At 67.3% G+C, this 25,368-nt stretch carries 19 protein-coding genes; 5 read left to right on the forward strand and 14 right to left on the reverse strand.

The features are described 5' to 3' along the window. Positions 1–12: 12 nt before the first annotated feature. The 6 genes from selB to fdnG all read right to left on the reverse strand — a co-directional run bounded on the left by selB (position 13) and on the right by fdnG (position 9,101). Positions 13–1,938, reverse strand: coding sequence for a selenocysteine-specific translation elongation factor (selB, locus tag HWY45_RS01075; protein ID WP_059884268.1), 1,926 nt, complete (start codon positions 1,936–1,938; stop codon positions 13–15). Continuing rightward, positions 1,935–3,374 carry an L-seryl-tRNA(Sec) selenium transferase gene (selA, locus tag HWY45_RS01080; RefSeq protein WP_059884269.1) on the reverse strand — a complete coding sequence of 480 codons (1,440 nt, stop codon included), beginning with the start codon at positions 3,372–3,374 and terminating at the stop codon, positions 1,935–1,937. The genes selB and selA overlap by 4 nt, the downstream gene beginning before the upstream one ends. A 66-nt stretch (positions 3,375–3,440) precedes the next feature. Then, positions 3,441–4,373 carry a formate dehydrogenase accessory protein FdhE gene (gene fdhE, locus HWY45_RS01085; RefSeq protein WP_175038303.1) on the reverse strand — a complete coding sequence of 311 codons (933 nt, stop codon included), beginning with the start codon at positions 4,371–4,373 and terminating at the stop codon, positions 3,441–3,443. A gap of 108 nt (positions 4,374–4,481) precedes the next feature. Beyond that, positions 4,482–5,108: a formate dehydrogenase subunit gamma gene (locus HWY45_RS01090; RefSeq protein ID WP_059808447.1), complete on the reverse strand. Its 627-nt coding sequence runs from the start codon at positions 5,106–5,108 to the stop codon at positions 4,482–4,484. Then, positions 5,105–6,019: a formate dehydrogenase subunit beta gene (fdxH, locus tag HWY45_RS01095; RefSeq protein ID WP_059808450.1), complete on the reverse strand. Its 915-nt coding sequence runs from the start codon at positions 6,017–6,019 to the stop codon at positions 5,105–5,107. Before fdxH ends, HWY45_RS01090 begins: the two co-directional genes overlap by 4 nt. Before the next feature lie 10 nt (positions 6,020–6,029). Next, positions 6,030–9,101, reverse strand: a complete 3,072-nt coding sequence (gene fdnG, locus HWY45_RS01100) for a formate dehydrogenase-N subunit alpha (RefSeq protein ID WP_081069873.1) — start codon at positions 9,099–9,101, stop codon at positions 6,030–6,032. Between the two features lie 151 nt (positions 9,102–9,252). On the opposite strand from fdnG, the gene HWY45_RS01105 reads away from it, so the two are divergent. Both HWY45_RS01105 and HWY45_RS01110 read left to right on the forward strand, forming a co-directional pair. Continuing rightward, on the forward strand, positions 9,253–10,173 hold the full coding sequence (locus tag HWY45_RS01105) for a YihY/virulence factor BrkB family protein (protein ID WP_059884488.1): 921 nt from the start codon (positions 9,253–9,255) through the stop codon (positions 10,171–10,173). Between the two features lie 420 nt (positions 10,174–10,593). Next, on the forward strand, positions 10,594–11,769 hold the full coding sequence (locus HWY45_RS01110; RefSeq protein ID WP_059884271.1) for a porin: 1,176 nt from the start codon (positions 10,594–10,596) through the stop codon (positions 11,767–11,769). Between the two features lie 818 nt (positions 11,770–12,587). Here HWY45_RS01110 and HWY45_RS01115 read toward each other — a convergent pair. Continuing rightward, complete coding sequence (locus tag HWY45_RS01115; protein ID WP_059563534.1) at positions 12,588–13,034, reverse strand: HU family DNA-binding protein; 447 nt, start codon at positions 13,032–13,034, stop codon at positions 12,588–12,590. 257 nt (positions 13,035–13,291) lie between these two features. Between HWY45_RS01115 and HWY45_RS01120 the strand changes: the two genes are divergently transcribed. Continuing rightward, on the forward strand, positions 13,292–14,410 hold the full coding sequence (locus tag HWY45_RS01120) for an acyltransferase family protein (protein WP_059884272.1): 1,119 nt from the start codon (positions 13,292–13,294) through the stop codon (positions 14,408–14,410). 59 nt (positions 14,411–14,469) lie between these two features. On the opposite strand, the gene HWY45_RS01125 is transcribed toward HWY45_RS01120, so the two are convergent. The 3 genes from HWY45_RS01125 to HWY45_RS36575 all read right to left on the reverse strand — a co-directional run bounded on the left by HWY45_RS01125 (position 14,470) and on the right by HWY45_RS36575 (position 16,018). Next, entirely contained in the window at positions 14,470–14,625 is a 156-nt protein-coding gene (locus HWY45_RS01125) for a hypothetical protein (protein ID WP_155631923.1), read from the reverse strand. A gap of 130 nt (positions 14,626–14,755) precedes the next feature. Then, on the reverse strand, positions 14,756–15,643 hold the full coding sequence (gene galU, locus HWY45_RS01130; protein ID WP_059884489.1) for a UTP--glucose-1-phosphate uridylyltransferase GalU: 888 nt from the start codon (positions 15,641–15,643) through the stop codon (positions 14,756–14,758). Between the two features lie 231 nt (positions 15,644–15,874). Continuing rightward, a complete protein-coding gene (locus tag HWY45_RS36575; RefSeq protein WP_017329973.1) occupies positions 15,875–16,018 on the reverse strand; it encodes a hypothetical protein in 144 nt (47 codons plus the stop codon). 216 nt (positions 16,019–16,234) lie between these two features. On the opposite strand from HWY45_RS36575, the gene HWY45_RS01140 reads away from it, so the two are divergent. After that, a complete protein-coding gene (locus tag HWY45_RS01140; RefSeq protein WP_059884273.1) occupies positions 16,235–17,416 on the forward strand; it encodes an acyltransferase family protein in 1,182 nt (393 codons plus the stop codon). Positions 17,417–17,667: 251 nt separating this feature from the next. On the opposite strand, the gene HWY45_RS01145 is transcribed toward HWY45_RS01140, so the two are convergent. The 4 genes from HWY45_RS01145 to HWY45_RS01160 form a co-directional block, all read right to left on the reverse strand. Then, entirely contained in the window at positions 17,668–20,133 is a 2,466-nt protein-coding gene (locus HWY45_RS01145; RefSeq protein WP_059884274.1) for a glycosyltransferase family 4 protein, read from the reverse strand. Next, the gene (locus HWY45_RS01150) at positions 20,130–21,599 is read right to left on the reverse strand and encodes an oligosaccharide flippase family protein (RefSeq protein ID WP_059884275.1); all 1,470 of its coding nucleotides are present in this window, start codon (positions 21,597–21,599) and stop codon (positions 20,130–20,132) included. The genes HWY45_RS01145 and HWY45_RS01150 overlap by 4 nt, the downstream gene beginning before the upstream one ends. A 36-nt stretch (positions 21,600–21,635) precedes the next feature. Continuing rightward, on the reverse strand, positions 21,636–23,828 hold the full coding sequence (locus tag HWY45_RS01155; protein WP_059884276.1) for an NHL repeat-containing protein: 2,193 nt from the start codon (positions 23,826–23,828) through the stop codon (positions 21,636–21,638). Between the two features lie 101 nt (positions 23,829–23,929). Continuing rightward, the gene (locus HWY45_RS01160) at positions 23,930–24,274 is read right to left on the reverse strand and encodes a hypothetical protein (RefSeq protein ID WP_170304013.1); all 345 of its coding nucleotides are present in this window, start codon (positions 24,272–24,274) and stop codon (positions 23,930–23,932) included. On the opposite strand from HWY45_RS01160, the gene HWY45_RS01165 reads away from it, so the two are divergent. Continuing rightward, entirely contained in the window at positions 24,260–25,339 is a 1,080-nt protein-coding gene (locus HWY45_RS01165) for an acyltransferase family protein (protein WP_059884277.1), read from the forward strand. The two genes, HWY45_RS01160 and HWY45_RS01165, sit on opposite strands and share 15 nt — an antisense overlap. The last annotated feature ends 29 nt before the right edge of the window (positions 25,340–25,368 follow it).

The raw sequence follows: 25,368 nt of genomic DNA on the forward strand, positions 1-25,368 counted from the left end.
AAAAACGCGGGTCTACGCCGTCATACCGAGCCAGTCGCTATCTGGGCGCAAGAGGTGTAAATCGCGGTGGAAGCGAGTATACCCAACCCGATCGAAGAATTCGAGGATCTGGATCGCGCGCTTGCGGCCAAGCCCCGTCGCGTCGCGAAACGTCGCGGCGTCGAGCCCGCCCTCGCGCGCGCGCACGAGCTGCGCGACGAGCATCGCGAGATCCCGCACCACGTCCGCGTGATAGAACAGGTCGCGCACGACCTGATGCACATCGCCGCGCCGCGCGAGCTTGCGCAGCAGCGCACGCACCGCCTCCTCGGCCGCCCCCGTTTCGCGCGCGAGATCGCGCACCCACGGCGGATCGAAACGCCCCGCGCGAATCAGCGGCAGCAGCGTCTGCGCGAGCGCCTCCTCGCGCGCGTCGAGATTCACCGTATGCGACGGCAGATGCAGCCACGGGCCGCTTCTCGCAGCATCGCCGCCCTCCACCAGCGCATCGACCAGCGCGCGCCACAGCGCATCGCCGGCGAGCGGCGCCGCCATCCGGCGCAGGCGCGCCGCATCGATCCCCTGCTCGTCCGGCATGCGCTCGTGATACGCGCGCAGCGTATCGACCGTCTTCGCCTGCAGCGCGCGCCAATGCGCGCGGGCAATCACCCAGCCGTCGTTCGCCGCGCTGCCGTGCTGGCCGATCGCCAGCGCGTCGTCGGGCAACGTCAGCGCGCCCGGCGCGAAGCCGGTCAGGTGCGTGAGCGTCGCGCGCGGAATGCCGAGCGGCGCCTCGCCGAGCAGCGCATCGAGCCGCCCTTCGTCGAGCCATATCGCCAGCGCGTCGAGCCATGCGCGGCGCGCCGGCGTCCGGCGCTTGCGCACGGGCCCGAACGGATCGAGCACGCGCCCGCCGCCGACGGTGCGCGTCGCCTGCGGATTGCGCACGATGAAGCGGTCGCCCGGCAGCGCGAACACGGGCTCGTCGAACACCAGTTGCACGCGCATCCGTTGGCCGGCCGCGAGCGATTCGCCATCGAGCAGCGCGACGTGCGCAACGCGGTGCAGCGTGCCGAGATGCACATGCAGCGGCGCCCAGTGCGTAAGCGTCAGCCCCGCATCGGCGAGCAGCGTCAGCTCGACGTCGATGCGCGGCGACGTCGCGACGAGCCGCGCATCCGCGACCGTATCGCCGCGTTCCACGTCGGCCTTGTCGACCCCGGCCAGATTCAGCGCGCATCGCTCGCCCGCATGCCCGACGTCGACCGGCCGGTTCTGCGCATGGATGCTGCGCACGCGCGCCGCGCCGCCCGTGCGCACGATCGCGAGCGTGTCGCCGGCCTTCGCCTGGCCGGCGAACGCAGTGCCGGTCACGACCGTGCCCTGCCCCGCCAGCGTGAATACGCGGTCGACCGCGAGCCGGAACAGCCCGTCGTCGCGGCGCGCGCGCCACGCGATCGCCGCGTCGCCGAGATGACGCTTGAGCGCCGCGACGCCCGCATCGTCCGCGTCGGTCGCGCGCGTCTCGAACACCGGCGCATCGGCGAGCGTCGAATCGTGCAGCCAGGCGGCGATCTCGTCGCGCACCTGCGCGCGGCGCGCGCTGTCGACGCGGTCGCATTTCGTCAGCGCGATCGCGCCGTGCGTGACGCCGAGCAGTTGCAGGATCGCCAGATGCTCGCGGGTCTGCGGCATCACGCCGTCGTCGGCGGCGATCACGAGCAGCGCGAAGTCGATGCCGCATGCGCCGGCCGCCATCGTATGGATCAGCTTCTCGTGGCCCGGCACGTCGATCAGGCCGAGCACGTCGCCGTTGTCGAGCGGCGTGTATGCATACCCGAGCTCGATCGAGATGCCGCGCGCCTTCTCTTCCTTCAGGCGATCGGTGTCGACGCCCGTCAGCGCGCGCACGAGCGTCGTCTTGCCGTGATCGATGTGTCCCGCGGTACCGACGATCATGCAGCCGGCTCCGCGAATCGCGCGCACTGCGCGACGAGGGCCGCCTCGTCGTCGGCTTCGAGGCAGCGCAGGTCGAGCCGCAGCGCGCCGTCGGCGATGCGCCCGATCACCGGGCGCGGCCAGCCGCGCAGCTGCTTCTCGAGCTGCGCGAGCGCGCGGCCGCCGCGCTTGCCGTCCGGCGTGCGCACGACGAGCCCGACGCTCGGCAACTGGTCGACCGGCAGCGCGCCGCTGCCGATCTGGCTGAACATCGGCTCGACGCTCACCGTGTAGCCGCTGCCGATTGCCGCCTGCAGCGCGGGCTGCACGCGCGCGGCCGCCGCGGCGATGTCCGCTTGCGGGCGCGTCAGCAGCCGCAGCGTCGTCAGCCGCTCGCGCAGGAATTCCGGCGCCTGGTACAGGCGCAGCACGGGTTCGAGCGCGGCCAGCGTGAGCTTGCCGACGCGCAGCGCGCGCTTGAGCGGATGTTTCTTGATCTTGCCGATCAGCGCGCGATCGCCGACGATCAGGCCGGCCTGCGGCCCGCCCAGCAATTTGTCGCCGCTGAACGTGACAACGTTTGCGCCGCCGGCCACGGTTTCGCGCACCGTCGTCTCGTGCGGCAGCCCCCATTGCGTGAGGTCGGCGAGCGTGCCGCTGCCGAGATCGACGGCCACCGGCACGCCGTGCGCGCGCGCAAGCGGCGCGAGTTCGGGCAGCGTCACTTCCTTCGTGAAGCCCGAGATCGCGTAGTTGCTGCAATGCACCTTCATCAGCAGCGCGGTGCGCGGGCCGATCGCTTCTTCGTAGTCGCGCAGGTGCGTGCGATTGGTGGTGCCGACCTCGCGCAGGCGCGCGCCCGCGCGGCTCATGATGTCGGGAATGCGGAACGCGCCGCCGATCTCGACCAGCTCGCCGCGCGACACGATCACCTCGCGCTTCGGCGCGAGCGCCGACAGCGTCAGCAGCACCGCGGCCGCGTTGTTGTTGACGACGGTCGCCGCCTCGGCGCCGGTCAGTTCGCACAGCAGATCGTCGATCAGGTCGTCGCGGTCGCCGCGGCGGCCGGTCGCGAGGTCGAATTCGAGATTCACCGGCTGGGTGAGCGCCGCGACCACCGCGCGCACCGCGTCGTCGGGCAGCAGCGCACGGCCGAGATTGGTGTGCAGCACGGTGCCCGTCAGGTTGAAGACGGTGCGCACCGCGCCGGCGCTTTGCGCGGCCAGCGCGCGGGCGACGGCCGCGGCAATGCGCGCTTCGTCGAGCGGCCCGGCCGCCGCCGGATCGTGCTGCGCCGCAGCGCGCCAGCGTTCGAGCTCCGCGCGCACCGCGTTCAGCACACGGGTGCGGCCGTACGTGTCGAGCACCGGCTGCAGCGGCGCCGACGACAGTACGCGCTCCACCGACGGCACGCGCGCGAGCACCGCGTTCAGTTCGTTCAATGCAGGTTCAGTCACGTGTGTGTGGTCTCCTGTGGACCGGGGCGAGCGCTCAGGCGCAGGCCCCGGCCCCGGGCAAGGCGGTCATTCTTCCCGCGACACGTCCGGCCACAGCAGCGGGTTCGGCGAACTGCGCTGATAGCCGGCCTCGTTCATCAGCAGGTCGAGCGTGAGGCTCGCGAGATCGTCCGCGAGCGGCTCGAAATCGTAATCCTTGTTCTGGTAGCCGATCTTGCGGTACGTCTTGCATTCGTCGCACGATTCGGCCTTCACGGCTTCGCTGCCGCCCTCGATGCCGTGGTACGCGATGCCCTTCGTCGAATCGCAGTGCGAGCACTTGGTGCGCACCATGTGCCACTCGGTCGTGCACAGCCCGCATTGCAGGAACCGATAGCCTTCGTACTGGCCGCCCACGCGCACCACGCTCGCGACCGGGTGCGTGCCGCACACCGGGCACAGCCCCGGCTGGTCGAGGAACGGCACGTCGGCCGGCGGCGTGCGGCTCGCGAGGTCGGTCCACACCACCTGCAGCGCGGCCATCAGGAACGGCGCGGTGGCCGGTTCGACTTCGGCGAAGCGCAGCGCGAGGATCGCATCGGCCTGCGCGTCGAGCTCGGCCGGCGCCATCAGGCGGAGCCGGTCGAGCAGCTTCGCGAGCGCCGGATTGACGAGCCCGGCGCCTTCGACGCGGTCGAGCAGTTCATACAGCACGGCCCGCCATTGCGGATCGCGCTCGCCGCCGAGCGCCGGCACGAGCGGCATCGAATGCTGCTGCGCGCGCGCGATCGCGTCCGGCGACGGCATCTGCGCGGCGAAATCCTGCAGCACCGCGTGCTGCGCGTCGGCGAGCACCGCCATCAGCCGCAGGTAGCCGCCGATCGGGTTCAGGTCGGCCAGCTGGCGCAGGCGCGCGGCGCGCGCCGAGAAAACCGTGGCGCGTTCCGGCAGGCGGAAGCGCGGAATCGCCGAATGATCGAGCGCCGAGATCTCGGTCGGCTCAAGAATGCGTTGTGTCACGAGAGTGTCTTCCAAAAAAACAAGCGCCGACGCGTCGGCGCTTCAGGCAAGTTCCGGCAATGGCCGGAGCCGCGCGCCGCAACCGGCGCGCCGCCCCGTTCCGGTGCGCTACTTCACGCTTTCACGGAACCACTTCGGATGGTGCTTGCGCGCCCAGCCGAGGGTTACCGTGCCGCGCACCATCGCCCGGATCGAGCCCTTGATCCACAGCGCCGCATAGATATGCGTGACGATGCCGACGATCAGCACGAACGCCGCGACGGCGTGGACGACTGCCGCGATCCGGATCACCCCGATCGGGAAGTAGAACGAGAAATACCGCCGCCAGATGACGATGCCCGACAGCAGCAACAGCGCGAGACACGCCACCATCGCGAAGAATAGCAGTTTCTGTCCGGCGTTATAGCGCCCGATCTCCGGCAGCTTGTCCTCGCGGTTCGCGAGCACGTCGTCGATCTGGCGCAGCCACTGCACGTCGTCGCGGTCGAGCACGTTGTGATGCCAGTAGCGCACGGCCATCACCGCGAACGACACGAACATCACGAGGCCGACGAACGGGTGCAGGATCCGCGTCCACTGGCCGCCGCCGAACAGCGCGGTGAGCCAGAACATCGACGGATGGAACAGCGCGAGCCCCGACAGCGCGAGCAGCACGAACGTGATCGCGGTGATCCAGTGGTTCGTCCGCTCGTTCGCCGTGTAGCGGACGATCAGGTTGGGGTCGTCGTGCTTCATTTCGCGTCCTCCTTGATGCGTCGCGCTTCGTCGCGGGCGGCGGCTTCCTCCTCGTCGCTCACCTCGTTCGGGCCGACCCGGGTGTAGTGGAAGAAGCCGGCCAGCGCCGTGAGCGCAATGCCCGCGACCGCGAGCGGCTTCGCGATGCCCTTCCACAGCTTCACCATCGGGCTGATCGACGGGTTGTCCGGCAGGCCGTGGTACAGCGACGGCTTGTCGGCATGGTGCAGCACATACATCACGTGCGTGCCGCCGACGCCCTGCGGATCGTACAGCCCCGCGTGCTCGAAGCCGCGCTCCTTCAGGTCCTCGATCCGCTCGGCCGCGTGCTGCTTCATGTCCTCCTTGGTGCCGAACACGATCGCGCCCGTCGGGCAGGTCTTCACGCAGGCCGGCTCCTGGCCGACCGCGACGCGGTCGGAGCAGAGCGTGCACTTGTACGCGCGATGATCCTTCTTCGAGATCCGCGGGACGTTGAACGGGCAACCGGTCACGCAATAGCCGCAGCCGATGCAGTTCTCCTCGTGGAAATCGACGATCCCGTTGTTGTACTGCACGATCGCGCCCGGCGACGGGCACGCCTTCAGGCAGCCCGGATCCTCGCAGTGCATGCAGCCGTCCTTGCGGATCAGCCATTCGAGGTCGCCCGCCGGGTTCTCGTATTCGGCGAAGCGCATCACCGTCCACGAGTGCTCCGACAGGTCGGCCGGGTTGTCGTAGACGCCGACGTTGGTGCCGACTTCGTCGCGCAGGTCGTTCCATTCCATGCACGCTGTCTGGCACGCCTTGCAGCCGATGCACTTCGACACGTCGATCAGTTTCGCGACGCTCCCGGTCACCGGCTCGCGCGCCGTGGGCGGCGGCGTGGTGGTGGCCGACACGCGCTTGATATCCAGCGATTGCAATGCCATCTCTTTCCCCTTACGCCTTTTCGACCTTCACCAGGAACGACTTGAATTCCGGTGTGTACGAGTTGCCGTCACCCACGGACGGAGTCAGGGTATTCGCGAGATAGCCGGGCTTCGTCAACCCCTTGAAGCCCCAGTGCAACGGGATACCGACCGTCTGGACCTTCTTGCCGTCGACCGTCAGCGGCTTGATCCGCTTCGTGACGAGCGCCACCGCGACGATATGGCCGCGCTTGGACGACACCCTCACGCGATCGCCGTGCGCGACGCCGACTTCCTTCGCGAGGTCTTCGCCGATCTCGACGAATTGCTCGGGCTGGATGATCGAGTTCAGCCGCGCATGCTTGGTCCAGTAGTGGAAATGCTCGGTCAGACGATAGGTCGTCGCGACGTGCGGGAACTCCGCGACCTTGCCGAACGACGCGCGATCGTCCGGGAACACGCGGGCGGCCGGGTTGTTCAGCGCCTGCGGGTTGTTCGGATGGAACGGGTTCGCAGCGAGCGGCGTCTCGAACGGCTCGTAGTGCTCGGGGAACGGGCCTTCGTTCATCCCGGCGCGCGCGAAGAAGCGTGCGACGCCTTCCGGGTTCATGATGAATGGGCCCATGCCGGTCTCGGGCGACTCGTCGGCCTTGTAGTCGGGAATGTCCGGGCCCGACCACGCGCTGCCGTTCCAGCCGATCAGTTTCCGGGTCGGGTCGAACGGCTTGCCGCCGACGTCGCACGATGCGCGGTTGTACAGGATCCGCCGGTTCGCGGGCCATGCCCACGCCCAGCCGAGCGTCTGGCCGATGCCGGTCGGATCCGAGTTGTCGCGCCGCCCCATCTGGTTGCCGGCCTGCGTCCACGATCCGCAGAAGATCCAGCAGCCGCTCGCCGTCGTGCCGTCGTCCTTGAGCTGCGCGAACGCGGCGAGCTGCTCGCCCTTCTTCACGAGCGTCTTGGCCGGATCCTTCGGATCGGGCAGGTCGGCCAGCGCCTTGCCGTTGAACTCCTTCGCGAGCTCTTCGGGCGTCGGGCTTTCCGGGTTCGCGTACGGCCAGGTCAGGTTGACGATCGGGTCGGGGAACTTGCCGCCGTCCTTCTTGTACGCATCGCGCATGCGCTGGAACAGTCCCGACATGATCTCGAGATCGCTGCGCGCCTCGCCCGGCGGCTCCGCGCCCTTCCAGTGCCATTGCAGCACGCGGCTCGAACTGACGAGCGAGCCGTTTTCCTCCGCGAAGCACGTGGTGGGCAAACGGAACACCTCGGTCTGGATCTTCGACGAATCGACGTCGTTGTAGTCGCCGTGGTTCTTCCAGAACTCCGACGTCTCGGTCGCGAGCGGATCCATGATCACGAGCCACTTCAGCTTCGCGAGCCCCGCGGCCGTCTTCACCTTCGACGGCGCGGCCGCAAGCGGGTTGAAGCCCTGGCAGATGTAGCCGTTCATCTTGCCGGCATTCATCAGCTCGATCGTCTGCAGCAGGTCGTACTGCTTGTCGAGCTTCGGCAGGTAGTCGTAGCCCCAGTTGTTCTCGGCGGTCGCCGCATCGCCCCACCACGACTTCATGAAGCTGACGTGGAAGGCCTTGTAGTTCTTCCAGTAGCTGAGCTGGTTCGGCCGCAGCGGCTGCTGCGCGCGCTTCTTGATGTAGCCGTCGAAGTCCTGCTCGGACTGCATCGGCAGCGTCATGTAGCCCGGCAGCAGGTTCGACATCAGCCCGAGGTCGGTCAGCCCCTGGATGTTCGAGTGGCCGCGCAGCGCGTTCATGCCGCCGCCGGCGATGCCGATGTTGCCGAGCAGCAGCTGCACCATCGCGCCGGTGCGGATCATCTGCGCGCCGATCGAGTGGTGGGTCCAGCCGAGCGCGTACAGGATCGTGCCGGCGCGGCCGGGCACGGCGGTGGTCGCGAGCATCTCGCAGACCTTCAGGAACTTGTCCTTCGGCGTGCCGCACACCTGCTCGACCATCTCGGCCGTATAGCGCGCGTAGTGCTGCTTCAGCAGGTTGTAGACGCAGCGCGGGTGCGCGAGCGTCGGGTCGACCTTCACGAAGCCGTCGTCGCCGCGCTCGTAGTCCCAGCTCGACTTGTCCGGGTACGCGTGCTTCTCGGCGTCGTAGCCGGAATAGATGCCGTCGTTGAACGCGAAATCCTCGCGCACGATGAACGAGAAGTCCGTGTAGTTCTTCACGTACTCATGCTGGATCTTGTCGTTCGTCAGCAGATAGTTGATGACGCCGCCCAGGAAGGCGATGTCGGTGCCGGTGCGAATCGGCGCGTAGTAGTCCGCCACCGAGGCGGTGCGCGTAAAGCGCGGGTCGACGACGATCAGCCGCGCCTTGCGGTGCGCCTTCGCCTCCGTTACCCACTTGAATCCGCACGGATGGGCCTCGGCTGCATTGCCGCCCATCACGAGAATCACGTCCGCGTTCTTGATGTCGACCCAATGGTTCGTCATCGCTCCACGGCCAAACGTCGGGGCAAGACCTGCCACCGTCGGGCCATGTCAGACACGCGCCTGATTGTCGAACGCGAGCATCCCCGTGCTGCGGATGACCTTGTGCGTCAGGTAGCCGACCTCGTTGCTGCCCGCCGATGCGGCCAGCATGCCGGTCGTGAGCCAGCGGTTGACCTTCGCGCCGTCGTCGGTCGTCTCGACGAAGTTCGCGTCGCGGTCGGCTTTCATCAGCTTCGCGATGCGGTCGAGCGCGTCGTTCCACGAAATGCGCTCCCACTTGTCCGAACCCGGTGCGCGGTATTCCGGATGCATCAGGCGGCTCGGGCTGTGGATGAAGTCGATCAGGCTCGCGCCCTTCGGGCACAGCGTGCCGCGATTGACCGGGTGGTCGGGGTCGCCTTCGATATGGATGATGCTCGACTGCGCATTCTTCGCGCCGTCGCCCAGGCTGTACATCAGGATGCCGCAGCCGACGGAGCAGTATGGGCAGGTGTTGCGTGTTTCGACGGTTCGCGCCAGCTTGTACTGACGGACCTCCGCGAGCGCTTCGGTCGGCGAGAAGCCCATGAGGGCAAGACTCGATCCGGCGAGCGACGTGGCGGTCACTTTCAGGAACTGGCGCCGGGACATTTGTAGCATGATGGTCTCGGCTTTATTGTGGGGGGATCGAAAGGAATTATAGACAGTTCACGCAACTATGTTCGAATCTTCGTATCAATATTGAATTGTCCGGTATGCACAAATGGAGCTTTACGTGGCGTCGCCCTCCCGCGTCACGACCCGATACGCGATGAAACCACATATTCCCGCTGATGCGACCCGCCTGGCAAGACGGCAGGCCAACTGGGCGCTGGCCGCGTTCCAGCGTTTTTCGTCGGACCGCTGCACGACGATGGCCGCGAGCATCGCGTTCTATTCGGCGTTCTCGCTCGCGCCGATGCTCGTGATGGTGATCGCGGTGGCCGGCTGGTTCTACGGCGACGATGCCGCGCGCGGCCAGGTGTTCGAGCAGGCGCGCCAGCTGATCGGCGACGACGCGGCGGCGAGCGTGCAGACCATCGTCCAGAACGCGCACCGCAGCGGCCAGCGCGGCGGCCTCGCGACGCTGATCTCGTTCGCCGCGCTGGCGGTCGGTGCGTCGGCAACGTTCGCGTCGCTCAACACCGCGCTGAGCGTGATCTGGCCGGCGGCCGAGAGGCGCTGGTCGAACGTGCTCGGCCTCGTGCGGGTGCGGCTGGTCTCGTTCGGGCTCGTGCTCGGCGTCGCGTTCCTGCTGATCGTCTCGCTCGTGCTCGACACGGCGATCACGTTCGTCGGCATGTGGCTATGGGGCGATTCGCCGTATATCGCGATCACCAACGTCGTGCAGTTCTTCGCCGGCATCGCGGTGCTCGCGGCCGCGTTCGCCACGCTGATGAAGTTCCTGCCGGACGCGCGCGTCGCGTGGCGCGACGCGACCATCGGCGGCAGCGTGTCCGCCATCCTGTTCTCCGGCGGCAAGAAGCTGTTCGCGCTGTATCTCGCGCATGCCGGCACCGCGAGCGCGTTCGGCGCGGCCGGGTCGTTCGCGGTGCTGCTGATGTGGCTGTACTTCTCCGCCGCCGTGCTGCTGCTCGGCGCGGAATTCGCGGCGGCGAGGGGCGCCGCGCATGGGGATCCGGCCGGCCCGCCGACGAAAACATCCGAAGCCAGCCGGCCGCGCGAGTCGTGACGCCGCGACGCGATTTCACTGTCTGGCGATTCGCTTACGCGAGTAGCACAATTTGCGCAACTGAGTCTTTTCCGGAGGTCCCGGCGCATGACGCGCCGCCCCGGACACGCCCACGCGCCCAAAACGCTCGCCGCGGCATGCGCAAACGTTTGCAACCCGCATTTTCATCGCACCATTGCAGGGAATCAAAGGGTCGCTCGTGGTGCATGCCGAGCGTCACAACAATCGCGCCGCAGCAATTGTCAACTATTTCAAAAATAGGAATAGTGCTTGATGTCCTTGATCTATATGGATTTTTCTCCGGTGTGATGTTTTGGAGACACTTTATTTTTTGAGCTTTCTTGCGCGTATGGCACTGAGCTATTCTGCAATCCGCAACAAATAACGACTCACGAATTACTCGCGTGGAGAAACTCAACGATGAAGAAACTCGCACTGTCTACCCTCTCGCTCGCGCTGCTCGGCGCTGCCGGCGCTGCCCAAGCTCAATCGAGCGTGACGCTGTACGGCTTGATCGATACGTCGATCACGTATGTTCACGGCAATAACGGCCAGGGCAACAACTCGTGGCAAATGCTGTCGGGCAACCTGCAGGGCAGCCGCTGGGGCCTGAAGGGCTCCGAAGACCTGGGCGGTGGCCTGAAGACGATTTTCCAATTGGAAAACGGCTTTGATCCGGGCACCGGCAAGCTCAACCAAGGCGGCCGCATGTTCGGTCGTCAGGCTTACGTCGGTCTCGAGCACGCCCAGTACGGTACGCTGACGTTGGGCCGCCAGTACGACCCGACGGTCGACCTGGTTCAGGCAGTGACGAACGACAACTACTTCGGCTCGTACTTCGCGACCCCGGGTGACGTCGACAACAACGACAACAGCATCCGCGTCAGCAACGCAGTCAAGTACACGTCGCCGGTCTTCGCCGGCCTCCAGTTCGAAGCCCTGTACGCGCTGAGCGGCATCGCCGGCCGTCCGGGCACGGGCCAGACGTGGAGCGCCGCGGCTGCCTACAACAACGGCCCGCTCGGCATCGCAGCCGGCTTCCTGCGCGTGCAGAACGGCGACGATCGCACGATTACGGACGGCGCAGGCGGCTGGACGAGCCCGACGGCCACCGGCCTCGACGTCTCGAACAACCCGATCGTCGGCGCATACGCAACGGCACGCTCGATCAACATCGCGCAAGTTGCCGGCCAATACGGCATCGGCCCGGTGACGTTCGGCCTCGGCTACAGCTTCTCGCAGTACAAGCCGGACACCCGTTCGGCATTCACCGCGCAAGAGAAGTTCAACACTGGCCGCGCGTTCGTGAACTACCAAGCCTCGCCGGCACTGCTGCTGGGTCTCGGCTACGCTTACACGAAGGCGAGCGGCGACACGGACGCGAAGTACCACCAGGTCTCGCTCGGCGCGGATTACTCGCTGTCGAAGCGCACGGACATCTACCTGCTCGGTGCGTACCAGCACGCGAGCGGCAAGCAGCGCTTCGCCGCCGGCGCCAACGGGACCCAGGAGGCGCAAGCATCGATCGGTTCGTACGGCTTCGCCGGCAAGAACGCGCAGGAAATGGTCTCCCTGGGCCTGCGCCACAAGTTCTAAAAACAATGTTCCCGGCACGCGGCGTCTTCGGATGCCGTGTCGCCGGCCTGCAAAGCCAGTCATCGGTTTCGGCCATGGCTGGCTTTTTTCTTGCCTGCGGCCGGCGAGGCATGACCGTTTGCGCATCGCGCAGGCGTGTTCGAGCATTCGGGTTCAGCACTCGGCGCGGCCGTGCGCCGTATGTCATTCAGCGTGCTGATAAGGCGATAGACGCCCCTTCCCGATACCGCCGACATCACCTGCTCGCCCCCCTCCCAAGCAGGCGACAGGGCCCGCTCCAGCAGAATGCAGACCCACGGCAGTCGATTCGATTGCCGGGCGCCTCAAGCGCTCGCTGCTGCCGCTGCGGCTGCACGGATGCAGCAACCCTCCACTTCGATCTTGCAGCCCGAACACGGCGCGTTTGGCGCAGCCTCCGGCTCGCATCGCCACCGGGCACGAACCGCCATCGACGGCAAGCCGCTGCGACACCGGCAACGCATGCGTCGATGCGAACGGAGATGCAGACGCATCCGCTGCGTCGCATGCAGCCGCAGAAACGACGCCCAAGCATCCCGCTCCGTTCGCGCTCCCTGCATCGACCCGCGCCGAATTGACGAACGTGCGCCGCAACCGAGGACATCACGAACGCGTTACGCCGATATCCGCCGCATATCCCGCACGCGCACGCGCTTCGCCTCGTCGCTTCAACGCGACTTCATCCACTCGCCCGCCACGCCCACGCCACAAAAAAAGAATCCCCGTACGCTTTCGCGTACGGGGATCGTCGGACACCGCCACAGCCGCCGGCCCACGGGCCGGCGCCTGTCGCGCCGCACTTATGCAGCCGCGTCCTTCAGCTTCTTCAGCGCACGTGCCTTCACGCGCACGCTGGCCGGCTTTGCCGGGAACCAACGCTCTTCGCCCGTGAACGGATCCTTGCCGAAGCGCTTCTTCTTCGCCGGCACAGCTTGCGCCGTGATCTTCAGCAGACCCGGCAGCGTGAACTCGCCTGCGCCCTTCTTGTGGACCGAGCCCAGCACGACGTTCTCGAGTGCGGCCAGCACTGCCTTGACGGCCTTCACTTCGACGGCTGCGCGCTCAGCGATGTGCGTCGCGAGCGAAGCCTTCGTGAACTTGTCCTTCAGCGGCGTCGGAGCGGCGGGAGCCTTCGCGACGACGGCCTTCTTGGCCGCTACTTTCTTCGCGGGCTCGGCTTTTTTGGCAGCCACTTTCTTGGCCGGTGCGGCAGCCTTCTTGGCCACCTTTTTTGCGGAAGTCGCCATGTTTCTCCTACCAGGTGTGGTCGTTGGATACACGAAGCACGCAACACGCGCGCTTCAACGCCGGATTCTACAAGCGCCATGACGCTTCGTGCAGTACTTTTGTGTGTTTTCCGCGGGTTTCCAGCAGGTTTTGTTGCGCGCTGCTGACTACGACACCGCGCGAAACGCAAAAAACGCCTATACGTATGCGTCGTTTCGCGAATTACGTTCGACATTTGCGCGCCTATACTGCCCTCGCCCAATGCTCGGATGCCCTCATGCGCGAAGTCAGATACGTCAAGGGACTCGACGGCCTGCGCGCCATCGCGGTCATCCTCGTCTTCCTGTCCCACAAGGGCCACGTCCTCGCGATCGACGTCGGCAAGCTCGGCGTGTGGACGTTTTTCCTGATCAGCGGATTCCTGATCGTCGGCGAGCTGCATCGCAGCCGCCAGGCGATCGAGCGCGGCACGTTGACGCAGCGCCACGCATTCAGCCTGTTCCTCGCGAAGCGCGCGCTGCGGATCTTCCCCGTCTACTACCTGCTGCTCGCCGCGCTCGCGCTCGCGCATGCGCTGTTCTACCAGCGCGACGTCGATCTCGGTCTCGCGTGGCACGCGCTGTTCCTGTCGAACGTATGGATCGGCGTGGTCAAGAACGGCTGGCCCGGCTCGACGTCGCACTTCTGGAGCCTCGCCGTCGAACAGCAGTTCTACCTGATCGCGCCGCTTGCGCTGCTCGCCACGCCGTCCGCACGGCACATCGCGCTCGGCATCGCCGCGATCGCGCTGTGTGCGGCCGCGCATCTCGGCCTCTATCTGGCCGGTGCGTCGCCGGTGCTGATCTATGCGTTTTCGCCGTGGAATTTCGCGCTGATCGCGCTCGGCGGTGTCGGCGCGATGGCGCTGGCCAGCCACGGCCCCGTCGTGTCGCACCGCCTGCCGCCCGGCTGGCTCGCGGCGGCAGGCGTCGTGTTCTTCCTCGTGCTGCCCGCGTGCGCCACGCTGCCGAACGCGCTGGCGGGCATCGCGGACCTCGGCCTGTCCGCGTCGCTCGGCGCGCTGCTGCTCTGGATCGTCGGCGCCCCCGACCATCCCGCCGTCGCACTGCTGGACCGCGCGCCGCTCGTCTACCTCGGCACGATCAGCTACGGCTTCTACCTGTTCCACAACCTGATCCCCGCGCGCTTCGGCGTGATGCCGGCGCGCTTCCAGCACGCGCACGTGCCGCAGATCGTCCAGGACGTCGTGCCCGAAATGCTGCAGTTCGGGCTCGCGGTGCTGCTCGCGCATCTTTCCTGGCGCTATCTCGAAAAAAGGCTGCTCGACTGCAAGAAGCCGATCGCCGCGCGGCTCGCACGGCATTTCGCGGCGCCGCAACGCACGTCCGCGCGCTGACGGCGGCGCGGCCCTGCATCGCGCGGCCTCCGGCACGCTTGCAAGCGGCCGGCGACGAGCTACGCTTGCAGCAGCAGGACGTCGCCGATACGCGGTGAAACGTCGCCATGCTTGCGCCTGAAAAATGCCATCGTGCATTGATGCAATGCCGCGCGCGATTCCAGCGGATGCACGCCGTATCCGCGGCCCGCTTCGCCACGTACGCCGCGTTCCACCCCGGCTGCTCGGCTGCATACCGCGACGACGAGGACATCCCCGCCCGGCCCACCCGCAAAAAAGCCCCGGACGCAATGCGTACCGGGGCCAACGGAACAACCACCACCTGAAACGTGACGCGCAGGGCTGCTAAGCGACGGCAGCCAGCGCGGGCAAACAGGTCCGCAGATACGCCTCGAACTCGCGGCTCACTTCCGGATGCTGGAGCGCCAGCTCGACGGTCGCCTTCAGGTAGCCGATCTTGCTGCCGCAGTCGAAGCGCGTGCCGTAGTAGCGGTACGCGAGCACCTGCTCGTGCGCGAGCAGCGACTGCACGGCGTCGGTCAGCTGCAGTTCGCCGCCCGCGCCCGGCTTGATCTTGCGCAGATGATCGAACAGCGTCGGCATGAACACGTAGCGGCCGACCACGCCGAGGTTCGACGGCGCATCCTCGGGCGACGGCTTCTCGATGATGCCCGACAGCTTGATGATGTCCTCCTCCCACTCGCGGCCCTCGATGACGCCGTACGAACGGCTGTCCTCGCGCGCGATCGTCTCCACGCCGATCACCGAGCTGTGATAGTGGTTGAACACGTCGACGAGCTGCTTGAGCACCGGCTGCTCGCCGTGCAGCAGGTCGTCGGCGAGGATCACCGCGAACGGCTCGCCGTGCACCAGCTTCTCCGCGCACAGCACCGCATGGCCGAGGCCGAGCGCTTCCGGCTGGCGCACGTAGAAGCAGTTGACGTGGCTCGGCTTGATGCCGCGCACCAGCTCGAGCAGCTTATCCTTGCCGCGCGCCTCGAGCTCCGCCTCGATTTCATAGGACTTGTCGAAGTGATCCTCGATCGCGCGCTTGCTGCGCCCGGTGACGAAGATCATCTCGGTGATGCCCGCATTGATCGCCTCCTCGACCGCGTACTGGATCAGCGGTTTGTCGACGACGGGCAGCATTTCCTTCGGGCTCGCCTTCGTCGCCGGGAGGAACCGTGTGCCGAGACCGGCAACGGGGAACACGGCCTTGGTAACTTTCAGCATGATCGCATCCTGATTGCGTTGATTGCGCCGCGTCGTTTCACGACAGGGCGCATTGATTTTCCGGACGGCGCGGCACGATTCGGCCGCATTTCGAAATCGATCCGCCACCATTTTCCGACAAGGTCTTTCGCCTCGTCACTTCGATTAACGGATAATCGTCGCGAGCCGGTCGATATTGCCGGTGCATTACCCCGGCCGGCGACAATTTACCGATTTTCCGGATACAAATTCTTACGATTCGAATTCCTCGGCATAGGGCGCGCCGCCCCATTCGAAGGCCGGTCGAATCGGCTCGTTCTTCAGCGCCTCGCGGTACGCCGACAGTACGGCCATGATCACCAATACTGCTGCGCTCGCGATCCAGTGCATGTCCATCTTGCCGCTCCTTGCATCTATCAACTGGAGCTTCAAACTATCAGAAAAAAATCGACAAATAATTGGCCGCACGCTGAAACCGATATCGGGACTGAATAAATCCGCGAGATGGAATGTCATTATTTCAGTGCGCGATTTTTTTATTCATTGAGCGATTTCTTGCGGATTACGATGGAGCGCAACTTCCCCTCCATTCGTCGCAAGGAACCGAATCGCATGCAAGCATTCAGCGGATCGACTGTGAATGCGCCGCCCGCCGCCGATCACAAGGAGCACGTGATCGACGCGATGCGCGGCTTCGCGGCGCTGCTCGTCGCCTATTTCCACTGCCGGCAGGTCGTCTGGGTCGGGATGCAAGGCTTTCATCGCGCCTACGGCCATGCGCTCGACCCGAGCGTGCTCGTCGGCTACCTGACCTTCCCGTTCGCGTGGGGCTCGGCCGGCGTGCCGATCTTCTTCGTGATCAGCGGCTACTGCATCCACCGCAACGCGTCGCTCAAGCTCGCCGCCGACCCGTCGTACCGGCTGAACGCGCCGAACTTCTGGGCGCGCCGCTTCGCGCGCATCTATCCGGTGCTGCTCGCCGCGCTGCTGTTCACGCTCGCGCTCGACGCGGTCAGCCTGCAGATCGAGCCCGTCAGCCACAAGATCCGCGACGTCGGCCTGACCGCGTTCCTCGTGAACCTGTTCTCGCTGCAGGGCGTCGCCGGCTACACGTACGGCTCGAACGGCGCGCTGTGGACGCTGTCGCTCGAAGTGCAGTTCTACGCGATCTATCCGCTGCTGTTCGCCGTGCGGCGGCGCATCGGCATGCCGGCCGTCGTGGCCGCGGTGGCGCTCGTCAACGTCGCATCGGCCTGGCTGCTCGAACGGCACGACCTGCAGTTCTTCACGTCGTACTGGCTGTCGTGGACGATCGGCGCGTGGATCGCCGACGTGCGCGCGCAGCAGTTGCGCCGCGCGGCGCCCGCCGCCGCGCCGTCGCGCGCGTGGTACGCGGCGGCCGCCGTGCTGCTGGCCGCCGGCTGCGCCGCGTTCCACTTCGGCCAGTACGGCGCGTTCCAGCTGTGGGCGGCCGGCTTCGCGTGCTTCCTGTACCGTGCGCTCGCCTGTCCGCCGCGCCCGACGCGGCCGCTGAGCGTGCTCGGCTGGTTCGGCGATTTCAGCTATTCGCTATACCTGATCCACCTGCCGCTGTTCGTCTGCCTCGGCTCGGTGCTGTTCCACTCCGAACTGCAGCTGTCGATCTGGCCGTCGTTCGCGTTCATGGCGCTCGCGATTCCGGTCGCCTACCTGTTCTACCGGCTGTTCGAGCTGCCCGCGATGCGCTGGTCGGCGAGCTTCAAGCCGTCGCGCGGCGCGCGCGTCGTCACGCCGACGCCCGAACGCGCCGCCTGAGCGCCCGGCGCGGCACCGAAACCCTCGCACGGCGGATGGCCGTGCGGGGGTTTTTGCTTGTGCGCCGTCACGGCCTGCCGATTTCGCTTTCTTCGACCAAGCGCCCTTTCGATGCATCGCCGTGCAGCATCGTCAGGCGCGACGCGCACCGACCTTCCCGGCCGTAAGCGGACAAAGACAAAGCCCCCGGAACGGCGCATTGCCGCCCGGGGGCCGATCCGGCATGCCGCATTCATGCGGCCATGCGGGCTTTACCGCCTCTTCTTCGCCGCGCGCGCGGTATCCGCCAGGATCTTCTCGACACGCTCCACGTAGGTCTTCGTGCCGAAGCGGCGCAGCGCCGTTACGTGGCCGCTCGCGACGAGCCGCTCGCGCAGCTGGCGATCCGACTGCAGCGCGGCCAGCGCCGCGCCCAGCGCGTGCGCATCGCCCGGCTCGCACAGCAGGCCGTTGTCGTCGTGCTCGATGATCTCGACCACGCCGCCCGCGCGCGCCGCGACCACCGGCCGCCGCGCGAGCATCCCCTCGACGATCACGCGGCCGAACGGCTCGGGCGTGATCGACGTGTGCGCGACGACGTCGACCGCCTTCATGCACGCGGCCACGTCGCGCTGGAAGCCGAGGAAGTGCACGCGGTCGCCCATCCCGTGCCGAGCGACAATGTCATGCAGCTGCGCCGCATAGTCGTCCTCGCCGAACAGCGGCGCGCCGACCAGCACGACATGCAGCTCCGGGTGGCGCGCGGCGGCTTCCAGCAGCACGTGCTGGCCCTTCCAGCGCGCGAGCCGGCTGAACGAGCCGACCAGCCACGCATGCTCGGGCAGGCCGAAGCGCGCGCGCAGCGCGGCCTGGCTGACGCCCGCCAGCGCGTCGAACGGCTCGGCCGAGATGCCGTTGAACACGACGTCGACATGCTGCGGCGTGAAGCCCGTCAGCGCACGGAACGCCTGCGCGGACGCGTCGGAGTTCGCGATCACCCGCGTCACGCCGAGCCGCGCGCAATGCTTGATCGCGAGCAGCTGCTTGCGGCCGAAATGGTCGTCGCTGACGATGTCGCGCAGATGCCAGACCACCGGCTTGCGCGCAAGCCGCCCGGCCAGCGCGGCGACCACCATCGCGCGCTGGGTGTTCGCGTAGATCACCTCGGCGCGGCGCGCGCGGCGCGCGACGTCGCGCACCAGCCGGATCAGCTCCTTCACCGCGCCGGCCGACACGCCGCCCTGCTTGCGCACGCCCGCCAGCGCGCCCTGCTCGACGACGTCGACGCGCGCGCCGATCTCGTCGAGCGCCGCGCGGAACGGCCCGTCGGCGAACAGCAGCACGTCGGCGTTCGCGCGCATGTGCTTCATGATCTCCAGCAGCGACAGCTCGGCGCCGCCCAGCACGCCGCTCTGGTCGAGCACCAGCGTCGCCGGGCCGTGCGCGGCGGGCGGCGGCATCGCGCCGGCGCGCGGCTGCGCGGTCGCGCCGGGCAGCGCGGCCTCGACGTAGTCGAGGAAGCGCTGCCGAAACGTCTGGGCGGAGAACCGCTCGGCATTCGTGCGGCACGCCTGCGGCGTGAACCGCTGCGGCGCGCGCTCGAAATCGTCGACCGCCGCCACGATCGCGCGCGCCGTCTGCTCGTCGAAGAACAGCCCGGTCGGCTGCGCGCCCGACTGCGGGTCGCACACCGTCTCGAGCGCGCCGCCCTTGCCGTACGCGATGACGGGCGTGCCGCACGCCTGCGCCTCGACCACCGAGATGCCGAAATCCTCCTCGGCCGCGAACACGAACGCCTTCGCGCGGCGCATCCGGTCGTGCAGCACCGCGAACGGCTGGTAGCCCATGATCTCGACGTTCGGGCCGGCCTTCGCGCGGACCTTCTGCATTTCCGGGCCGTCGCCGATCACGACCAGCTTGCGCTCGGGCGTCTGCGAGAACGCTTCGACGATCAGGTCGATCTTCTTGTACGGCACCATCCGCGACGCGGTCAGGTAGAAATCCTCCTTGACCGGGTTCAGCGAGAACGCGTCGACGTCCACCGGCGGAAAGATCACGTCGGCGTCGCGCTGGTAGACCTTCTTGATGCGCCGCGCGATGAACGCGGAATTCGCGACGAAGCCGTCGACCGCGTTCGCGGTGCGCGTGTCCCAGTTGCGGATGTAGTGCAGGATCATCCGCGCGAGCAGCGATTTCGGCCCATGCGTGAGGTTCGACTGTTCCAGGTACTGGTGCTGCAGGTCCCACGCATAGCGGATCGGCGAATGCACGTAGCTGATGTGCACCTGGTCGGGCCCGGTCAGCACGCCCTTCGCGACCGCATGGCTGCTCGAGATCACGAGATCGTAGCCCGACACGTCGAGCTGCTCGATCGCGAGCGGCATCAGCGGCAGGTAGCTGCGGTACTTGGTGCGCGCGAACGGCAGCTTCTGGATGAACGACGTCGTGACCGGCTTGCCGCGCACGAACGCGCGATCGTCGAGGAAATCGACGAGGCTGAACAGGTCCGCGTCCGGAAAGCACGCGACGATCTGCTCGAGCACCCGCTCGGCGCCCGCGTACGTGACGAGCCAGTCGTGCACGATCGCCACGCGCAGCGGCCGGGCCGCATGGCGCGCGGCCGCGGGTTCGGCCGGCGCGGTGCGGCGCAGCGCGGCGGCGTCACGGGGTTCGGCGACGGCGGCGGCATCGGCCGCGGCCAGATTCACTAAGGCGTGTTCCGCCAGATCGCGATTCATGATGCGGTTCTCCTCGCATTGAGACGGACAAAAAGATCGCGCACGAGCGCGCGCAGGCCCGGCGTCATCGTGAGCGACCACGCGACGTTCAGCACCAGCACGACCGCGCAGAGGCCGATCGACTCGACGAGCCCCGGCCACGCCTGCGCGAGAAACAGGCTCGCGAGCAGGAAGGCGAGATGCGCGGCCATGTCGAGCACGATCGCGCGCATGCGGATCGCCGACAGGTAAAGCAGCACGCCGTAATCGACGAGCGCGCGCGCCGCGACGACCACCGCCGCGCCGGTCAGCCCGAAGTGATGGATGCCGAACCACAGGCCGCCGACGAAGAACGGCATCTGGACGAGCCCGGCGAACGCCGCGCGGGACGGATTGACCTGCGACTGGATCAGGATCCGCGTGACGCTCGCCTGCCCGACGAGCCACACGCTGATCACCAGCACGCGGCCGACCGGCGCCGAATGCGCGGCGAGATCGGGGCCGACCCACAGCGTCAGGAACGGCGCGAGCGCGAAGATCGCGACGATGCCGACCGGCGTGAACACGCCGTTCAGGAATTCGAGCGACTGCCGCGCGAGCGTATCGGCGTGCTCGCGGCCGACCGCCGACAGGCGCGGGAACAGCGTGCGCACGAGCGCGTTCGGCAGCATGTTCAGGCGCGTGACGAGGTTCTGCGGCACCGTGTAATAGGTGACGAACTTCGCGCCCATGCCCGCGCCGAGCATCACGCGGTCGAGCGTGTCGGCGATCATGCTGGTCGTGCTCGCGATCAGCATCCAGCCGCCGAAGTTGAACAGCCCCTTCGCGGTGCCCCACTGCGGCGGATCGATGCGGCGGATGCCGAGCACCTTCAGGCTCGCGTGGCCGAGCATCACCGCCGCGACCAGCCGCGCGACCACCGCGGCGGCCAGCACCGTCTGCAGGTTCGGCGCGATCCACCACGCGGCGCCGAGCGGCAGCAGCTGGAACAGGAACGTGCCGATCGTCTGGTTCGTGTTGAACACGCCGAAGCGCTCGGCGCCGTTGATCGCGCCGGCGAACACCCACGACACGTTCGCGAGCGGAATCGCGAGCGCGAGCCACGGCAGCGCGAGATACACCTCGTGCTGCATCTCGGCCGACACCTTCGTGAAATACGCGGTGTAGACGAACGCGCCGAAGTAGATCAGCAGCCCGCCCACGATGCCGGTGCCGAGGTTCAGCCAGAACGCGCTCCAGAACACGCGCGCGCTTTCGGCGTCGTTGCCGCTCGCGAGCGCCTTCGAGATGTGGTTCTGCGCGGCCATGCTCATCCCGAGATCGAGGATCCCGAAATAGCCGATCAGCGTCCACACGAGGCTGACCACGCCGTAGCGCTCGACGCCGAGCGCGTGGATATACGCAGGCACCGTCACCAGCGACACGAAGGTCGGCAGGATCAGCCCGATGAAATTGATCGAAACGTTCTTGAGAATGCCTTTGTCCATGCTTCCGCCTTGTGCCGGGTGACGACGCGCCGCCCGTCACGGTTTCCAGCGATACATCAGCACCTTGCCGCGCGCGTCTTCCTCGACGAACACGAGGTACTCGCCGTTCTCGCGCCGGTACGCGCTGATGCCGAACGGCACGTCGACCCAGCCGGATGCCCGGCCGACCTCCGGCCCCGGGTTCATCACGCCGAGCTCCTTGCCGCTTTCCTTGTCGTACACGTGGATCTTGCCGACCGGTTCCACCGCGAACAGGTAGCGGCCCTCGACCGTGATCCCGGCCAGCGTGAGGATCGGCTTCGCGTCCGGCTGCCACGGCAGCGCGATCGTGTAGCGCGCGACCGGCGAGCCGGTCGACCACTTGTCGAAGCGGGTCAGCACGCGCCCCACTTCCTTGTTGATGCCGGGCTGCGGCGGCGCGTCCGGCGTGTAGCCGGTCACGTACAGCGTGTCCGTCTGCGGCTCGTAGAGCGCGCGGCGCAGCTGCGTGAACGGCTGCGGCATCGGGTAGGTCGTGACCTTGTCGTACGCATAGATCGGGTTGCCGGCCTTGTCGACGCCGCCGTAACGGAACCGGTGGATGCCGCGCACGTCGCTCGTGCGCCAGATGTCGCCCTTCGTGTCGACCCACCAGCCCCAGCCGCCCGCCTTCGCCTTGCCCGTCGTGTTGATGTCGAACTCGTCGGCGTCGAGCCGGCCGTTGCCGTTCGCGTCGCGCCACATCCAGTCGCCGCCCGGCGGCTTGTTCGGCACCTTGTCGACCGGCCGCGCGCGGCCGGCGATCAGCCCCGACGGAATCGCCACCTCGCCGTCGCGCTTCGCGTCGAAGCGGTAGATCTTCAGGTGATCCGCGTACATGTCGGTCAGGTACAGGAACGTGCGGCCGTCGAGGCGGCGCGCCATCGGCGTGCCCGGCCACTGGTCGACGTGGAACACCGGATCGTCCGGATACTTGAAGCGGTTCGACAGGAAGCCCGCGTATTTCCATTCCTGGCCGGCCGGCTTCGACAGGTCGAGCTCGAAGCGCTTGTTGCCCGTGTAGACGCTGTTCGGCCGCGCGGGGTCGACCCACGCGCCGTCGACGAACAGCAGCCCCTGCACCTGCCAGCGCAGCTTGCCGTCCGGCGCATAGCTCTCGAGCACCGCGCCGAGCCCCGCGCCGATCGTGTCGTGGCGCGGCCCGATGCCGTTGGTCGCGACGTAGAGATTGCCGGCGCGGTCGACGCCGACGCCGGTCAGTCCGTTGAAGCGCTGCGGCCCCGGCCGGCCCGGCACCGGGCCCGCGAAGATGCCGCCGCGCTCGCCGAACGTGCTGGCCAGCGCATAGCCCTTGTCGCCTTTCGCGAAGATCAGGATCTGCTGGCGCGGGCCGTTGTCGGCAACCAGCACGCGGCCCTTCGCATCGACCGTCACGTCGACCGCTTCGGCGTTCTCCGGCAGCGCGGGCGCGTCGTCGATCCGGCGGCCGTCCGCGCGGACGTGCGCGAGACGCGCGGGCCCGCTCACCGTATCCGTGAGCAGCCACAGCGTGCCGTCGCCCGCGAGCGCGATGCGGCCCGGCTCGTGCGCGTTCCACGCGCCCTTCTTCTGCATCGTCTCGGCGTCGTACACGACGACTTCGTCATGCGACGGATTGGTCGCGAACAGCGTCCGGTCGTCGGCCGCGAGGCCGCCGACTTCCGCCTTCAGCTCGCCCGCATCCGGCTTCGCGGCGGCCGGCACTTCGTTGAGCATCATGAAGCTCGCGGCCATCCGCGCGCGGCCGGCGTCCGCCCGGCCGCCCGCCGCCACCTGCGGCGCGGAGCGAAACGGCGCGGCCTGCTTCGTGTCGCCGAGCGTGCGCCGCGAGATGCCGAACCATTGCTTGCCCTTCTCCGGCCAGATGCCGGGCGACACGAGATGGCCGCGCTCGTTGCCGACGCCGATCGCGACATACGCATACTTGCCGTTCACCGCGACCGCATTGCCGCCGAGATTGCCCCAGCCGTGCGTGCCGCCGGCGAAGCCGAGCATCTTGCCGTCCTGGTAGACGCTCGCTTCCGCGCCGCTCTCGTCCCACGGCGCATTCGTATACACCTTGCCGTCGGGCGTCACCGCGATCGCGCGGATGTCGATCTGCGTCCAGGTGCCGTCGCCATAGCCGAACGTGTTGCCGATCCACGAGGTCGTCGCGGGCAACACCGTTTCGGCCGGCGCGGCGCACGTCAGCAGCGCCGCGCACACCGCCATGCCAGCCAGTATCAGACGTCGCAATGCGTTTCTCCATCGATGCTTCAACGACCCGGCGCCGCGGTGCAAAGCCATGCGAATGCCGTGTCGCTAAATGGGTTTCAAACGACGCGATGCAGGTTACAAGCAAAAATAATCACAAGAAATTTGGAAATATTTGGGGATGTTTCCGCGTGAAATATCGAACCGGAACCCGTCCACCAAGCGGCGGCAAAGCGGCAAGAACGACCGCCCCGCATGGCCCGGGCTGTAGAAAATGCCGCACCGAGGCAGCCGATCCGGGCCGATCCACGCCAATCGGGCGGATATTTTTTCTTTACGTGATCGATGCGACCGGAAATCGAATGTTTTTCTGCGCGCGATTGACGCGCGTTTTTTTGCCGATTTCTTTTCCCTAGAATCGATTTCGCTTCGATATTCCACTTAATCGCATGGATTACATTCACGCATCGAATGCGCGACGCGTCGCCGACACGCCGCTCCCGCAACACGGCCGCATCGTCCAGCTCGACGGGCTGCGCGCGATCGCCGTGGGCGCCGTGTTCCTGCAGCACGCGCTGAAGGCGCCGCTGTGGATGGGCGTCGACCTGTTCTTCGTGCTGAGCGGCCTGCTGATCACCGGCATCCTGCTCGAACGCAAGGCGCGCGGGCAGTCGTACTTCGGCCACTTCTACGCGCGCCGCGTGCGCCGCATCCTGCCGCCGTACGTGCTGCTGCTCGTCGTGTCGGCGCTGCTGTTCGGCGCGACCTGGCTGCCGCACTGGCCGTGGTTCGCGTTCTTCTCGACCAACATCGGGCTGTCGCTCGGCAGCATCGGCCACGACAGCCTCAACGTGCTGTGGTCGCTCGCGGTCGAGGAGCAGTTCTACATCTTCTGGCCGTTCGTCGTGCTGTGGTGCTCCGAGCGCGCGCTGCTGTGGATCGCGGCCGCGCTGATCGTCGCCGCGCCCGTGCTGCGCGCGATCGCGACGCCGTGGTTCGACGCGTTCTGGCCGATCTACTACCTGACGCCGTTCCGCATGGACCTGCTCGCCGCGGGCGCGCTGCTCGCGATCGTGCTGCGCCGCGACCGCCGCGCGCTGGAGCCGTTCTACCCGCTCGCGATCGCCGGCGTGCTGGTGTCGCTCGCGATCCTCGGCTGGCTGCACCTGTCGTTCCCGCGCTTCCGCGCGGCGAACACGCCGCTGTCGAATGCGGCGCTGTACAGCGTGTCGCTGCTGCTGTGCACGTCGATCGTCGTGATCGCGCTGCGCGGCCGCGGCCTCGTGCAGCGCGTGCTGACGCACCCCGCGCTCGTCTACGTGGGCACCGTCAGCTACACCGTGTACCTGATCCATCTCAGCGTGCTGTACGCATTGTGGCCGCTGCACCTGAACCGCTACGTGACCGCCGCGCTCGCGCTCGCGATCACGCTCGCGTACGCCACCGCCTGCTGGTACGGCTTCGAGCGCCGTCTCACGCGCGGCCCCGCGCGCGGCGCGCTCCCGGCGGCGGCACGCACCACCGCTTGACCATTTCATCGTTTCGACTAGGACATCGC

This window comes from Burkholderia stagnalis (assembly GCF_902830275.1).
Taxonomy (GTDB): Bacteria; Pseudomonadota; Gammaproteobacteria; order Burkholderiales; family Burkholderiaceae; genus Burkholderia; species Burkholderia stagnalis.